The 14,040-nt window shown below is 68.6% G+C and carries 12 protein-coding genes; 11 read left to right on the plus strand and 1 reads right to left on the minus strand.

Features of this window, described 5'->3' with window-relative positions; translation table 11 throughout:
• The 7 genes from IE191_RS14250 to IE191_RS14275 all read left to right on the plus strand — a co-directional run.
• The coding region (locus tag IE191_RS14250; protein ID WP_191325052.1) for a glycosyltransferase at nt 1-2,034 on the plus strand (2,034 nt) is incomplete at its 5' end.
• Nucleotides 2,031-3,056 (plus strand): hypothetical protein, encoded by a 1,026-nt coding sequence (locus IE191_RS14255; protein WP_191325053.1) that lies wholly within the window; start codon nt 2,031-2,033, stop codon nt 3,054-3,056. The genes IE191_RS14250 and IE191_RS14255, both read left to right, overlap by 4 nt.
• On the plus strand, nt 3,056-4,081 hold the full coding sequence (locus tag IE191_RS14260; RefSeq protein WP_191325054.1) for a GSCFA domain-containing protein: 1,026 nt from the start codon (nt 3,056-3,058) through the stop codon (nt 4,079-4,081). Before IE191_RS14255 ends, IE191_RS14260 begins: the two co-directional genes overlap by 1 nt.
• Before the next feature lie 29 nt (nt 4,082-4,110).
• On the plus strand, nt 4,111-4,959 hold the full coding sequence (locus IE191_RS14265; RefSeq protein WP_191325055.1) for a hypothetical protein: 849 nt from the start codon (nt 4,111-4,113) through the stop codon (nt 4,957-4,959).
• Nucleotides 4,956-5,960 (plus strand): right-handed parallel beta-helix repeat-containing protein, encoded by a 1,005-nt coding sequence (locus IE191_RS21070; RefSeq protein WP_229815396.1) that lies wholly within the window; start codon nt 4,956-4,958, stop codon nt 5,958-5,960. The genes IE191_RS14265 and IE191_RS21070 overlap by 4 nt, the downstream gene beginning before the upstream one ends.
• Nucleotides 5,957-6,988 carry a CgeB family protein gene (locus IE191_RS14270; RefSeq protein WP_229815397.1) on the plus strand — a complete coding sequence of 344 codons (1,032 nt, stop codon included), beginning with the start codon at nt 5,957-5,959 and terminating at the stop codon, nt 6,986-6,988. Before IE191_RS21070 ends, IE191_RS14270 begins: the two co-directional genes overlap by 4 nt.
• Nucleotides 6,989-7,110: 122 nt before the next feature.
• Nucleotides 7,111-8,481 carry a capsule polysaccharide biogenesis protein gene (locus tag IE191_RS14275; protein ID WP_191325057.1) on the plus strand — a complete coding sequence of 457 codons (1,371 nt, stop codon included), beginning with the start codon at nt 7,111-7,113 and terminating at the stop codon, nt 8,479-8,481.
• On the opposite strand, the gene IE191_RS14280 is transcribed toward IE191_RS14275, so the two are convergent.
• Complete coding sequence (locus IE191_RS14280; protein WP_229815398.1) at nt 8,435-9,715, minus strand: nucleotide sugar dehydrogenase; 1,281 nt, start codon at nt 9,713-9,715, stop codon at nt 8,435-8,437. The genes IE191_RS14275 and IE191_RS14280 overlap by 47 nt on opposite strands.
• Nucleotides 9,716-9,919: 204 nt before the next feature.
• Here IE191_RS14280 and bioB point away from each other — a divergent pair, with 204 nt between their 5' ends.
• Genes bioB through IE191_RS14300 form a run of 4 tightly spaced genes read left to right on the plus strand, consistent with a single transcriptional unit; the run spans nt 9,920 to nt 14,003 of the window.
• A complete protein-coding gene (gene bioB, locus IE191_RS14285; RefSeq protein ID WP_229815399.1) occupies nt 9,920-10,981 on the plus strand; it encodes a biotin synthase BioB in 1,062 nt (353 codons plus the stop codon).
• 4 nt (nt 10,982-10,985) lie between these two features.
• Nucleotides 10,986-12,125: an 8-amino-7-oxononanoate synthase gene (locus IE191_RS14290; protein ID WP_191325059.1), complete on the plus strand. Its 1,140-nt coding sequence runs from the start codon at nt 10,986-10,988 to the stop codon at nt 12,123-12,125.
• Nucleotide 12,126: 1 nt separating this feature from the next.
• On the plus strand, nt 12,127-12,747 hold the full coding sequence (gene bioD / locus IE191_RS14295; RefSeq protein ID WP_191325060.1) for a dethiobiotin synthase: 621 nt from the start codon (nt 12,127-12,129) through the stop codon (nt 12,745-12,747).
• On the plus strand, nt 12,744-14,003 hold the full coding sequence (locus IE191_RS14300; RefSeq protein WP_191325061.1) for an adenosylmethionine--8-amino-7-oxononanoate transaminase: 1,260 nt from the start codon (nt 12,744-12,746) through the stop codon (nt 14,001-14,003). The genes bioD and IE191_RS14300 overlap by 4 nt, the downstream gene beginning before the upstream one ends.
• Nucleotides 14,004-14,040 lie beyond the last annotated feature (37 nt).

The following is a 14,040-nucleotide window of genomic DNA, read 5'->3' on the forward strand; positions in this document are numbered from 1 at the left end:
GTGACCGAACTGGTTCCGCCGATCAAGCTGGTCGAGGCCATGGCCCTGGGCCTGCCCGCCGTCGTGCCCGACCTGCCGGTGTTCCGTGCCGAAGCGCAGGAGGGGCAGACAGCCCTGTTCTTCACCCCCGGCGATGCTGCCGACCTGGCCCGTGCCCTGGCCGTGCTCGCCACCGACCCGGACCGTGCCCGCCGCCTGGGACAAGCCGCGCGCCAGCATGCCCACGGCAACCGCGAATGGAACGCCATCGCCCAGGCTGTGGTCCAGACCTTGCCGAGCCGCGACGTGGACGCGCAGGACGCGGATGCCGAGATGGCCGAACCCGATACCGGCTGGATCGTGCCCGAGGCCGACCGGCTGATCGCCGCGCTGGGCCAAGGCGATGCCGCGCCCGCCCGCGCGGCCATGGCGGCAACCGCCTTTGCCGATGGCGCGCAGGCCGCCCGCGAGTGGTTGCGGCTGGGCAAGGCAGCGGGCGAGCATGGCCACCTGCCCGCCGAACGCCTGGCCGCAGAGGAAGCCGTGGCGCTGGACCGGGGGCTGGGCACGCTGGCCGGCGCCTATGCCGCGGCGCAACGCGCGGGGGCATTTGCGCTTTGCGCGCAATGGATGCTGGAGATGCAGCATCATCCCGAAGCGCGCACCGATCGCGCCGCCCTGACCCGGATCGAGCGGCTGGGCCAGGGCCTGGCCGGGCAGCTTGACCTGCTGCACCTGATCGCCCCGCGCCGCCCGCGCGTGCTGGCGCCGGTGCCAGGCCGGGTGTGCTATATGCTGCACAACAGCCTGCCTTATGCGACCGGCGGCTATGCCACGCGCACCCATGGCCTGGCGAGCGGGCTGATCGCCGCAGGGATCGACCTGATGGCGATGACGCGGCCCGGGTTTCCCCATGATGCGGTGGCCGAGCTGGCCGAGACTGACGTGCCCGAAGCCGAGGTGATCGACGGGGTGCCCTATCTTCGCACCCCTGCCCCCGCGCGCACCAACATGCGCTATGTCCACTATGTTCCCGCCGCCGCGCGGGCGCTGGAACAGCGCTATCGCGCGTTGCGCCCGGCGCTGGTGATGGCCGCATCCAACCATCTGGTGGCGCTGCCCGCGCTGATCGCGGCACGGCGGCTGGGCATTCCCTTTGCCTATGAAGTGCGCGGATTCTGGGAAGTGACGAAGATGTCTCGCGAGGAAAGCTATCGCGAGACGCCTGCCTATCAGGTGCAGGAACGGCTGGAAGCGGCGATTGCCCAGGCGGCCGACCAGGTCTTTACCCTGACCGGGCCGATGGCCGAGGAACTGGTGGCGCGCGGCGTGACGCGCGAAAGTATCGCGCTGCTGCCCAATTCCTGCGACCCGGCGCGGTTCGCCCCGCGTCCACGCGATGCGCAGCGGGCGCAGGCGCTGGGCATTCCGGGAGACGTGCCGGTGATCGGCTATGTCGGCACCTTTGTGGATTACGAAGGGCTGGACGATCTGGCCATAGCCTGTGCCCGGCTGAAAGCGCAGCGGCGCGAATTCCGGCTGTTGCTGGTGGGCAGCGAGAACACCAGCGGCACCGAGCGCGGGCCGATCACCGAGGCCATTGCCGCGATCGCCGAGGCGGGGGGCTTTGCCGACTGGCTGATCATGCCGGGCCGCGTGCCGCATGACGAGGTGGAAAGCTGGTATTCGTTGATCGATATCTGCCCTTTCCCGCGCAAGCCCTGGCCGGTGTGCGAGATGGTTTCGCCGATGAAACCGCTGGAAGCGCTGGCCATGGAAAAGGCCGTGGTGGTTTCCGATGTGCGCGCGCTGGCCGAGATGATCGCCGATGGGCAGACCGGCCTGGCCTTTGCCAAGGGCGATGCCGGGAGCCTGGCGCAAACGCTGGCGCGGCTGATCGACGAGCCCGGGCTGCGCGCGCGGCTGGGCCGGCAGGGCCGCGCCTGGGTGCGCGACGCGCGCACCTGGCGCGGGGCGGGCGAGACGGCGGCAAGGCTGCTGCATCCCTGGCTGGCGCAGGATGATCCGCTTCTCGTGCCGGAGGCTGCCGAATGACCAGCATGACCACGTTCGTGCGCAACTTGCGCCGCAAGCTTGCCACCCTGGCGCCGGGCGACAACCGGTTCAACGTGGCGACGCAGACCATGCTCCAGCCGCGCGGGCTGGACAGCCTGCCGATCCAGTTCCGCGTGCGCCTGGTGCCGGGGGCCACGCGCATGCTGGTGACGCTGCACGGCGCAGCCGATCCGGCGCGGCGCCAGCGCGGCGTGTTCAACGGCTTCAATCCCGATCTGGCCGATTGCACGCAAGTGGCGGTGAGCGATCCCTCGCTCCAGGTGCCGGGCGATTTCGGTATCGCCTGGTTTGCCGGTCACCAGGGTTTCGATACGCCCGCCCTGTTGCGGCGGGCCTTTGCCGAAATGGTCAAGGCCTGGAGCATCGAGCGGACGATCTTTTTCGGCACGTCGGGCGGGGGATTTGCCGCGCTGGCACAATCGCATGCCATGCCCGGATCGATCGCCGTGGTGGGCAACCCGCAGACGCGCATCGCCCGCTATCACGCGCCACTGGTGGCAGCCTATCGCCAGGCCTGCTGGCCGGACCTGGCCGACAATGCCGATCTCGACGGAGTGACGCTGGCCGATTGCAACGCGCTCTATGGCGCGGGCTTTCGCAACCTGGTGGTCTATATCCAGTCGCTGGGCGACAAGCATCATCGCCGCGCGCACATGCTGCCCTTTGCTGCCGCGATCGCCGGGCTGGCGCAGGCCGATCGCGTGCTGTTCCACAGCGACTTTCACGGGCTGCACGGCCACGGCCTGCCGCGCGAGGCCTATGCCGACTGGTTGCGCGCGGCGGTGATCAGCCCGACCACGACGCCGGCCGATCTGCTCGACACCTGGCACGCACTGCGCCGCCGGGCCGCGCCGGTGCCCGACATGGCACCGCAGCGGGACAAGGCCGCTGCCGCCCCCGTTGCGGAGGACGCGGCGACCAGCGCCCGGCTGGAAGCCTGGCTGGTGCGCCAGGCGCAAGCGAAGACCTCATCCCCTGTGACGGCCAAGGAGGCTGCCTGATGCGCAATCCCTATCGCGGACGCGAACCGCGCGCGTTCTGGTCTGGCGCGGTGGCGCAGCGCCACCTGGCCGACATGGCCGACCTGTGGGACCCGATTGCCCTGTCTCCCGAGGATCGCATCGCCACGGCGGGCAGTTGCTTTGCCCAGCATATCGGCAATGCCCTGGCCGCGCGCGGGGCGCATTTCCTGGATTGCGAGCCACCGCCGCCGGTCTTTGCCGATGCGGCCGAGGCGCGCCGGTTTGGCTATGGCGTGTTTTCGTGCCGCTATGGCAATGTCTATACCGCGCGGCAGATGCTGCAACTGGCACAGGAAGCGCTGGGCCGGCGGCGCCCGGTAGACGCCGTGTGGGAACGCGAAGGCCGCTTTTACGATGCGCTGCGCCCGGCAGTGGACCCGGCGGGCCATGCCACCCCCGAAACCGTGCTGCTGGCCCGCCGGCTGCATCTGGGCGCGGTGCGCACCATGCTGGAAACCATGGATGTCCTCGTCTTCACCCTGGGGCTGACCGAATGCTGGGAAAGCCAGGCCGATGGCACGGTCTATCCCACCGCGCCGGGCACCCTGGCCGGCAGTTTCGACCCTGACCTGCATGCCTTTCGCAACTTGCGCCATGGCGAGGTGCTGGCCGACATGGCCGCCTTCTGGGCACTGGTGAAAGAAGTGAACCCCACCGCGCGGCTGTTGCTGACGGTTTCGCCAGTGCCGCTGGTGGCGACGGCGAGCGAGGGGCACGTGCTGCCCGCCACGGTCTATTCCAAATCGGTGCTACGCGCAGTGGCGGGCGACCTCGCCGCCGACCATGCCGACATCGCCTATTTCCCCAGCTACGAGATCATCACCGGGCATCCCAGCCGGGGCCTGTTCTTCAACCCCGACTTGCGCACGGTGAACGCCATGGGCGTGGATCTGGTGATGCGCCATTTCTTCACCGGCGCTTTGGCCAGCGCCTTTGCCCCGCAACCCCACGCGCGCACGCCCGAAGCGATCTGCGACGAAAGCCGGGTCGCCGAAACCCTGTAATGCCCCGCCAGCCAAGGATTTCCCCAGCCGTGTCATTGCCTGTCCGCCCGCCGCTGCAAGCCTTTACCGTGCTGTGCGGCATGCCGCGTTGCGGTACCCGGCAGTTTGCCGATTTCCTCAACGCCCATCCGCGCCTGTGCCTGCAAGGCGAGATCCGCAGCGGGCTGGTCAACACGATCCGCGCCACGCTGGATGCCGGGGACCGCGCCTATGCCAGTGGCTATGCCGCCAACTATTACCGGCAAAAGCGCGCGCAGGGCGTGATCGATCTGTTCACCCTGCTGTCCAAGGCGCGGCGGATCAGCAAGCCGGGGGCCGACCTGCACGGGTTTAAGTGCCCGCAGATTGAGCGCCAGAGCGCGGCGATCACTGCCATCGTCCGCCCGGCGTTCGCCACGCTGCACTGGCTGCACTGCATCCGCAACCCGGCCGACTGCTGGCTGTCGCTCAAGGCCATGCCGTGGTTTTCCGACAGCCTGGACCAGTTCGTGACGCGCTACTGCGACAGCCTGGACCAGGCCCGCGCCATCGCCGAGGCGCCGGCGGTGGAAGGACTGGCGGTGGACATCCATGCGCTGGACCTCGATGCCTTCATCGCTGCGCCGGACAAGCCCGCGTGGCTGGGGCAGCATCTGTTCGGCCCGCTGGACGTGGCCGTTGCGCCAGAGGCGCTGGCCAGGATCGTGGCCGGCACCGACAACCGCAACGCCACCGAGCGCGCCACCGGCAGCGCCCGGCCCAAAGTGCTTTCGGCCGAAGACCATGCCGGGCTGCGCCGTCATGCCGGTCGGCTGGACGATGCGATCGGCGCTTACAACACGCGGTTCGGCACCGCGCTGGCGCTGCGCCTGCCCCTGGCCGAGGCACAGGCGGCATGAATCGGTTTCGCTTTGCCGCGCTGGGCGTGCTGGCGCCGGGCCTGCTGGTGCCGATCGCCGCGCCCGGCGCCACGCTCTATCTGGCGCCGGGGGGCAGCGACCAGGCCGATGGACGCAGCCAGCAGGCGCCGCTGGCGACGCTGGCTGCGGCCGTGGCGCGCGCTCAGCAGGCGCCGGCAGGCGAGGATACCCGCGTGGTCGTGCTGCCCGGCCTCTATCGTGGGCAGAGCGTGGACCTGGATGGGCGGCGCCTGCACGGCCGCCTGACCGTGACCGGGCAAGGCAGCGATCCGGCCGCCTATCCCACGTTTGCCGGAGACGGCAGCGGCACCTGGCTGCGCTATCGCGGCGCGGAAGGGCAGGACACCGGATTGATCCTGCGCGGCTTGCGCATCGCGCGCTATGCCACGGCGATCACGCTCAACGGCAATCGCAACGATCAGGCCGCGTTCAACCGGGGGACGGTGCTGGAAAACCTGGTGCTGGCGCAGATCGGCAGCGACACGACGAACGGGGCCAAGCCGTCCACCGCCGCGATCCGCCTGGTCAACGCGCAGGATACCGTGGTGCGCAACGTGTTCTTCCACACCATCCGCAACACCCCGCGCGACAAGTGCGGGGGCCTGCACGCGATCTATCTGGCCAGCCACTCTACCGGCGCGCGGATCGAGGGCAACACGTTCCAGGATTTCTGCGGCAGCGCGATCAAGCTGCGCGACGCATCCGGCGGGGCAACGATTACGGGCAATCACTTCCGCGACGCCGACGCGGCGCCGGCGATCGAGGAATGGTTCTGCGACATGGCGCGCACCGACGAATGCACCAAGGCGGGGGGCGAATGCCCTTCGACCGGCATCTTCGTGACCGGAAACGACTTCGGCAACCTGCCGACAGACCGCCGCGTGATCGTGCGCGGATCGCGCGTGGCGAGGCCGTGGTGCCCGCCGGGCAGTGCCAGTGCGCCGCGCTTCCTGCTCGACAACGGACGGACCCTGCCGTGATCGCTGGGCCGCCGACCGGGGCCTTTGCCGCGCTGAAAGTTGCCCTGGTGGCAGACGAACTGACCCGCGCGTGCCTCGCCCCGGAATGCCGCATCGTGGACGTGCCGGGGCTGGCCACGGCCCGGGGCTTTCACCGCCTGCTGACCCAGGCACGGCCGGACATGCTGCTGGTGGAAAGCACCTGGAACGGGTGGGCGCAGACCTGGAAGTATCGCGTGGCCAGCTATCCCGGCCATTGGCTGCGCTCCAACCGGCGGTTGCGCGCGCTGGTCCAGGTGGCGCGCGATCTGGGCATTCCCACCGTGTTCTGGAACAAGGAGGATGGCGTCCATTTCCATCGCTTCGTGGCCAGTGCGCGGCTGTTTGACCATGTCTTTACCGTCGATGCCAATTGCCTGTCGCGCTATCGCACTGCGATGGGGGCCGATGCCTCTGTCCATGTGCTGCCGTTCCCGGTGCAGCCGGCCTATCATCGCTTCACCGGCTTTGCCTTTGCCCGCAACCGGGCCAATTTCGTGGGCAGCTATTCCACCCACGTGCACCCGGCACGGCGCGCCTGGCAGGACATGGCCTTTGCGGCGGCACTGGAAAGCGGGCTGGGCCTGACCGTCTATGACCGCAATTCCGATCGGCCATCGGGCATCTATCGCTATCCATCCAGGGCCGGGCTGACTGTGCAGCCGGCGGTGGCCCACGCCGAAACGGCCCGTATCTACAAGGAAAACCTCGTCTCGTTGAACGTCAACACGGTGACCGATTCGGCCACGATGTTCTCGCGCCGGCTGGTGGAAATCCTGGCCTGCGGCGGCGTGGCGGTGACCTCTGCCGCGCGCTCTGTCGATGCCCTGTTTGCCCCGTTTTGCCATGTCGTGCGCGATGGCGCGCAGGCGCAGGATCTGTTTGCGCGGCTGCGCCACGGCCCCACAGCGCAAGACCTGGAGCGCGCACGCGCCGGGGCGGCGCACGTGGCCGCGCACCACACCTGGCACCGGGGGCTGGCGCAAGTGACCGCCGTTGCCGGGGTATGATCCACCAGAATGCCCCGCTGGCGCCGGGCACTAGCTGCGAAACGGTTGTTTCCCCGCTGGTTACGCGCGGGGATCGGGCGCAGCCTGCCGGGGCTGCACCACAAGGGAATCGGAAACAGGCAATGACCGGCACGAAGCAGGCCGAAGCGGCGGGACAGAGCGATGGCTGGGCCAGCTATGCCGGCCGCCGGGTCTTGCTGTTGCAAGGGCCGGTGGGGCCGTTCTTTGCGCGCCTCGCGCGGGATCTGCGCCGCGCGGGCGCGATGGTGTGGAAAGTAAACTTTCATGCCGGGGACCAGCTCTTTTACCCTGGCGGCGTGACCTGGCGCGGGCCCATGGACGAATGGCCGGCCTGGCTGGAGACACGCCTGGCCACGTGGCGGATCGATTGCGTACTGGTGTTCGGCGATTGCCGCCCGGTGCACCAGGCGGCGCGCGCGGTATGTCAGCGGCATGGGGTGCCCGTGGGCGTGTTCGAGGAAGGCTATCTGCGGCCCGACCACGTGACCTTCGAGTGGGGCGGGGTCAATGCCAACAGCGCGCTGTCCCGGACGGCGCAAGAGGTGTTGTGCAGCGAACCTGGCGCGCTGGCGGCGCCAACACCGCCGGTACCGGTGCCGGTGCCGCCCACATTCTGGCGCATGGCGTTCTGGGCCACGCTCTATTTCGCCATCGGCGCGCTGCTGGCTTGGCGCTTTCCCTACTATGTCCATCACCGTCCGCTGCAACTGGCAGAGGCGCTACCCTGGCTGCGCTCGGCCTGGCGCAAGCCGCGCCGTGCCCGCGCACAACGCGCGCTGCTGCCGCGCCTGACCGGGCCGGACAGCGGGCGCTGGTTTCTGGTGCCCTTGCAGGTCCACAACGATTCGCAGGTGCTGCACCATGCGCAGGCCGGTGGCGTGGGCGGGTTCATCGCCAGCACGATCGCCTCTTTCGCGCGCCATGCGCCGCCCAATTGCCTGCTGGTGATCAAGCACCATCCGCTCGATCGCGGCCACCGCGATTATCGCGCCATGATCGCCGACGAGGCGGCATGCCATGGCTGCACCGGACGGGTGCTCTACCTGCATGACCAGCCCACCCCGCTGTTGTTGCAGCATTGCCGGGGCGTGGTCACGATCAACAGCACTGTCGGGCTGAGCGCACTGGCGCAAGGGCGCGCCACCAAGACGCTGGGCCGTGCGTTCTACGATCTGCCGGGCCTGACCCATCAAGGCCCGCTGCATCGCTTCTGGCACGAAGCGCGGCTGGCGACGCCCGATCCGGCGCTGTGGCAGGCACTGGAAACCGCGATGCACCGCCAGGCCCTGATCAACGGCAGCTTTTATCGCCGCGTGGTGCCGGGCAGCGCCACGGGCCTGGGCCGGGCGATTCCGCCGGTGCCGGCAGAGGCCACCGGGGCGGTAACGGTTCGTGGCGCACCCGCGCTTTGGCCGGCGGCGCCGGTCACAAGCTCCAGTATTGCACCCCGGCCGGAAGCGCTTGTGGCGTGAGCGCGGACTTCACGTCCACCAGTACCCCGCCCGGGCGCAGCATCGCGGCGATCGCGGGGCCGCCGAGCGCAGCATATTCACGGTGCGACACGGCGTAGATCACTGCGTCGAGATCGGCAAAGGCCTCAAGCGGGCTGAGGCTGATGCCAAATTCGTGCTCTGCGGCGGCCGGTTCGGCCAAGGGATCGTGGATCAGCGGTTCGATGCCGAAATCCCGCAGTTCGCGCCAGATGTCTTCCACCTTGGAATTGCGGATGTCTGGCACGTTTTCCTTGAAGGTGAGGCCGAGGATGCCCACGCGCGCCGTCTTGAGCGCGCAGCCTGCGCCGGCCAGCATCTTGACCGTGCGCTGCGCGATATAGGCGCCCATGCCATCGTTGATGCGCCGGCCAGCCAGGATCACCTGGGGGTGATAGCCCAGTTGCTCCGCCTTGGCCGTGAGATAATAGGGATCGACGCCGATGCAGTGGCCGCCGACCAGGCCGGGGTAGAAGCGCAGGAAATTCCACTTGGTGCCAGCCGCAGCGAGGACTTCGCTGGTGCGGATGCCTACGAGATCGCAGATCTTGGAAATCTCGTTCATCAGGGCGATGTTGATGTCGCGTTGGGTGTTCTCGATCACCTTGGCCGCTTCGGCCACCTTGATCGAGCTGGCCTTGTGGATTCCCGCCTCGACCACGGCGCCATAGAGATCGGCCAGCAGATCGAGCGTTTCGGTGTCTTCCCCGGCGACGACCTTGACGATCTTTTCGAAGGGATGCTCCTTGTCGCCGGGATTGATCCGCTCCGGACTGTAGCCGAGCTTGAAATCGACCCCGGCCTTGAGGCCCGAGACGGCTTCGATCACCGGGGCGCAGACTTCCTCGGTGGCGCCGGGATAGACGGTCGATTCGAACACGATCACCGTGCCCGGGCGGATCACCTTGCCCAGCGTTTCGCAGGCCATGCGCACCGGCGTGAAATCCGGACGGCGGCTTTCGTCGACCGGCGTGGGCACGGTGACGATGATCACCGGGCAATCGCCGAGCGCGGCGGCCTCGTCGGTCACCACCAGGCTGGAGGCGGCGAGGTCTTCGGCCGAAACTTCGCCGGTGTAATCATGGTGCGCGCGCAAGGTGGCGATGCGATGGGCGCTGACATCGAAGCCGACCACGGCGAACTTGCGGGCAAAGGCAATGGCCAGCGGCAGGCCGACATAGCCCAGCCCGACAACCCCGATTTTTTGCGAAAACACCCCGTTGCCCTGCACGCCCGTTCCATTCCTTTGTAACGCCAACGTCTTTGGCCATAATCCCATGGCGTTACCAATCCGCAAATGAACCTGGCCCGGCGCCGGCTTTCAACCCGTGCAACGGCGGGCCTTCCCCTGCCCGCGGACATTGACTAAGGGCACGATTAAACCGTGTTCTCAACCGTCCAATCCGAACGGAGTCGCCCGATGTCCGACCTTGCCATGCTCGAAGCCCCCGCCACCAACCCGGCGGTGCGCACCGACTGGAGCCGCGAGGAGATCGCCGCGCTGTTCGACCTGCCGTTCACCGAGCTGGTGTTCCGCGCTGCCGCCGTGCACCGCGACCATCACCGCGCCGGTGAAGTGCAACTGTGCACGCTGCTGTCGATCAAGACCGGCGGCTGCCCGGAAGACTGCGGCTATTGCTCGCAGAGCGTGAAGGCCGACAGCGGCGTGGCGGCGAGCAAGCTGATGGACGTGCAGGCCGTGCTGCAATCGGCCGCCCAGGCGCGCGACGCCGGCTCCAAGCGCTTCTGCATGGGCGCGGCCTGGCGCAATCCCAAGGACCGCGACATGGGCGCCATCGTGCAGATGGTGAAGGGCGTGCGCGAGATGGGCATGGAAACCTGCATGACGCTGGGCATGCTGACGCCAAGCCAAGCCGCGCAACTGGCCGAAGCGGGCCTGGATTACTACAACCACAACATCGACACCTCGCCCGAACGCTATAACGAGGTGATCACCACCCGCACGTTCCAGGACCGGCTCGATACCCTGAGCGTGGTGCGCGAGGCGGGGATCAACGTCTGTTCTGGTGGCATCGTCGGCATGGGCGAGACCCGCGCCGATCGCGTCGGCTTTGTCCATGCGCTGGCCACGCTGGAGCAGCACCCCGAGAGCGTACCGGTCAACGCGCTGGTGCCGGTCAAGGGCACGGTGCTGGGCGACATGCTGGCCGACACGCCGATGGCCAAGATCGACGACATCGAATTCGTCCGCACCGTGGCGGTGGCGCGGATCACCATGCCGCTGTCGATGGTGCGGCTTTCGGCCGGCCGCGAAAGCATGAGCGAGGCGACGCAGGCGCTGTGCTTCCTGGCCGGGGCCAACTCGATCTTCACCGGCGACAAGCTGCTGACCGCGCCCAATGCCGGCGACGACAGCGACGCGGCGATGTTCGCGCGCCTGGGTTTGAAGCCCATGGAAGGCGAGGAACCGCTGCGGGCGATGAAGGCCGTGGGCGGCTGCTCGGGCGGCTGCGCGGCCTGATCTCGTGGCCAGCATTAACGCCACGCAACTGTGGCAGGCCCAGTCCGCCGATCTGGCGGCTTTGGAAGAGCGCGCCCGGCTGCGCCGCCTTGCCCCGCGACAGGGCGTGGATTTTGCCAGCAACGATTACCTGGGCCTGGCGCAATCGCCGCGCCTGCGCCAGGCGGTGGCCGATGCCCTGGCGCGCGGCGTGGCGGTGGGATCGGGCGGATCGCGCCTGCTGCGCGGCAACGATCCCGAGCACGAGGCGCTGGAGGCCCAAGCCGCCGCGTTCTTCCGCTGCGAAAGCGCGCTGTGGTTCAGCGCGGGCTATGCCGGCAACGTGGCGCTGATCAGCACCCTGCCCCAGCGCGGCGACCTGGTGATCTGCGACGACCTGATCCACGCCTCGGTCCACGAAGGGCTGCGGCTGACCCGCGCGCAGACCGCCATGGCCGCGCACAACGATGCCGATGCGTTCGACAGCCTGGCCCGTGCATGGCGCGCGGCCGGCAACACGGGGCGGCTGTGGCTCTGCGTCGAAAGCCTCTATTCCATGGATGGCGATCGCGCGCCGCTGGATGACCTGGTCACGGTGGCCGAGCGCCATGGCGCCATCCTGGTGATCGACGAGGCTCATGCCACCGGCGTGTTCGGCCCGGATGGCCGCGGGCTGGCCGCGCATCTGGATGGGCGGCCCGACGTGGTCGTGCTGCGCACGTGCGGCAAGGCGCTGGGCTGCGAAGGGGCGCTGGTCTGTGGGCCGCGCGTGGTGCGCGATTTCCTGGTCAACCGGGGCCGACCGTTCATCTTTTCCACCGCGCCCAGCCCCTTGATGGCCAGCGCCGTGCGCGAAGCCCTGCGCCTTTGCGCCGACGAGCCGGAACGGCGGGCGAAGCTGGCCGCGCTGATCGATCATGCCGCGCAGGCGCTCGGCCCGCTGGGCGCGAGCGTGAGCGGCAGCCAGGTCATGCCGCTGATCCTGGGCGAGGATGCCCGCACCATGGCCGTGGCGGCGCGCCTGCAACAGGCCGGGTTCGACATTCGCGGCATTCGCCCGCCCACCGTGCCGGCCGGCACCAGCCGGTTGCGCATTTCATTGACGCTCAACGCCACGCCCGCCGATGTGGATGCGCTGGCGGCCACGCTCAAGGAGGTTCTCTGACATGCCCCGTTTCGTGGTGACCGGAACCGACACCGGCATCGGCAAGACCGTGTTCAGTGCCGCACTGGCCGGCGCCCTGCGCGCGCATTACTGGAAGCCGGTGCAATCGGGCCTGGATGACGGGGCAGACCGCGATGCCGTGGCCAGCCTGGCGCAACTGCCGCCGGAACGGGTGCTGCCCGAAGCCTATCGCCTGACCGAGCCGCTCTCGCCCCACCGCGCGGCCGAACTGGACGGCATCCAGATCGATCCGGCGCGACTGTCTCCGCCCGATCTGGATCCGCTGGTGGTGGAAGGCGCGGGCGGCGCGCTGGTGCCGATCACGCGCAACACGCTCTATGCCGATCTCTTTGCCTGGTGGAACCTGCCGGTCATCATCGTGGCGCGCACGGGGCTTGGCACGATCAACCACAGCCTGCTGACCGTGGAGGCGCTGCGCGCGCGCGGCGTGCCGATCCATGGCATCGCGTTCGTCGGTGCGGCGAACGACGACAATGAGCAGACGATTGCGGCGATGGGCAAAGTGCGACGGCTGGGCCGGCTCGACCGGCTCGACCCGCTGACGCCCGAAACGCTGGCTGCCGCCTTTGCGCGCGGCTTTGCGCAGGAGGATTTCGCGTGAGCCAATCGCCTGTCTGGCATCCGTTCTGGCAGCATGGCATGGGCCTGCCGATCCCCAAGGTGGCGCGCGGCGAGGGTGCGGCGCTGATCCTGGAGGACGGCAGCCGCGTGATCGATGCGATCTCGTCATGGTGGGTGACGACGCACGGGCACAACAACCCGCGCATCATGGCCGCAATCCGCGCGCAGACCGAAAAGCTGGACCAGGTGATCTTTGCCGGATGGACGCACCAGCCGGCCGAGGACGTGGCGCGCGGCCTTGTCGCCATGCTGCCCGAAGCGCTGACCCGCGTGTTCTTTTCCGACAGCGGCAGCACTTGCGTGGAAGTGGCGCTGAAAATGGCGTTGGGGTTCTGGGCCAATACCGGCGAGCCGCGCCACCGCATCCTGGTGATGGAGCATTCCTATCACGGCGACACCATCGGCACGATGTCGGTGGGGGAGCGCGGGGTCTATAACGCGGCCTATGCCCCGCTGCTGTTCGACGTGGGGACGATTCCGTTTCCGCATGCCGATGGCAGCAACACCATCGCGGCGCTGGAAGCGGCGTGTCGGGAAAAGCCCGCCGCATTGATCGTGGAGCCGCTGGTGCTGGGCGCGGGTGGCATGCTGTTCTATCCGCCCGCCGTGCTCGCCGCGATGGCGGAGGTCTGCCGCCGCCATGGCGTGCTGTTCATTGCCGACGAAGTGATGACCGGGTTTGGCCGCACCGGCACGCTGCTCGCCTGCGAGCAGGCCGGCGTGGTGCCCGATATCCTGTGCCTGGCCAAGGGCCTGACCGGTGGATCGATGCCGCTGGCCGTCACCGTGGCGCAGGAGCCGATCTTTGCCGCGCACTGGTCCACCGACCGGGCCAGGCTGTTCTACCATTCATCGAGCTATACCGCGAATCCGATCGCCTGCGCGGCGGCGGTAGAGAACCTGGCGATGTGGCGCGAGGAGCCGGTCATGGCGCGGATCGAGGCGCTGGGCCGGAACCAGCAGGCCCTGCTCGACCGCCTCGCCGCCCTGCCCGGCGCGCAGAACCCGCGCCGCTGCGGCACGATCATCGCGGTCGATTTCGCGACGCCTGATGGCGGCTATCTCTCCGCGCTTGCACCCCACCTGATGGCCTTTGCCCGCGACAACGGCGTGCTGCTGCGCCCGCTGGGCAACACGGTCTATGTGCTGCCGCCCTACTGCATCACTACCGAGGATCTCGCGCGCGTGGGCGATGTGGTGGAAGCGGGACTGGCGGCGATGCAGGGGGCGGCATGACCGCGTTGGAGAGCATCAAGCAGGGTTTGATCGAAGC

This window comes from Novosphingobium pokkalii (assembly GCF_014652855.1).
Classification (GTDB): Bacteria; Pseudomonadota; Alphaproteobacteria; order Sphingomonadales; family Sphingomonadaceae; genus Novosphingobium; species Novosphingobium pokkalii.

Bases quoted from the DNA above. Each gene is read 5' to 3' on its own strand.
- IE191_RS14255 (WP_191325053.1), top strand. From the start codon at position 2,031: ATGACCAGCATGACCACGTTCGTGCGCAACTTGCGCCGCAAGCTTGCC.
- IE191_RS14260 (WP_191325054.1), top strand. From the start codon at position 3,056: ATGCGCAATCCCTATCGCGGACGCGAACCGCGCGCGTTCTGGTCTGGC.
- IE191_RS21070 (WP_229815396.1), top strand. From the start codon at position 4,956: ATGAATCGGTTTCGCTTTGCCGCGCTGGGCGTGCTGGCGCCGGGCCTG.
- IE191_RS14275 (WP_191325057.1), top strand. From the start codon at position 7,111: ATGACCGGCACGAAGCAGGCCGAAGCGGCGGGACAGAGCGATGGCTGG.
- bioB (WP_229815399.1), top strand. From the start codon at position 9,920: ATGTCCGACCTTGCCATGCTCGAAGCCCCCGCCACCAACCCGGCGGTG.
- bioD (WP_191325060.1), top strand. From the start codon at position 12,127: ATGCCCCGTTTCGTGGTGACCGGAACCGACACCGGCATCGGCAAGACC.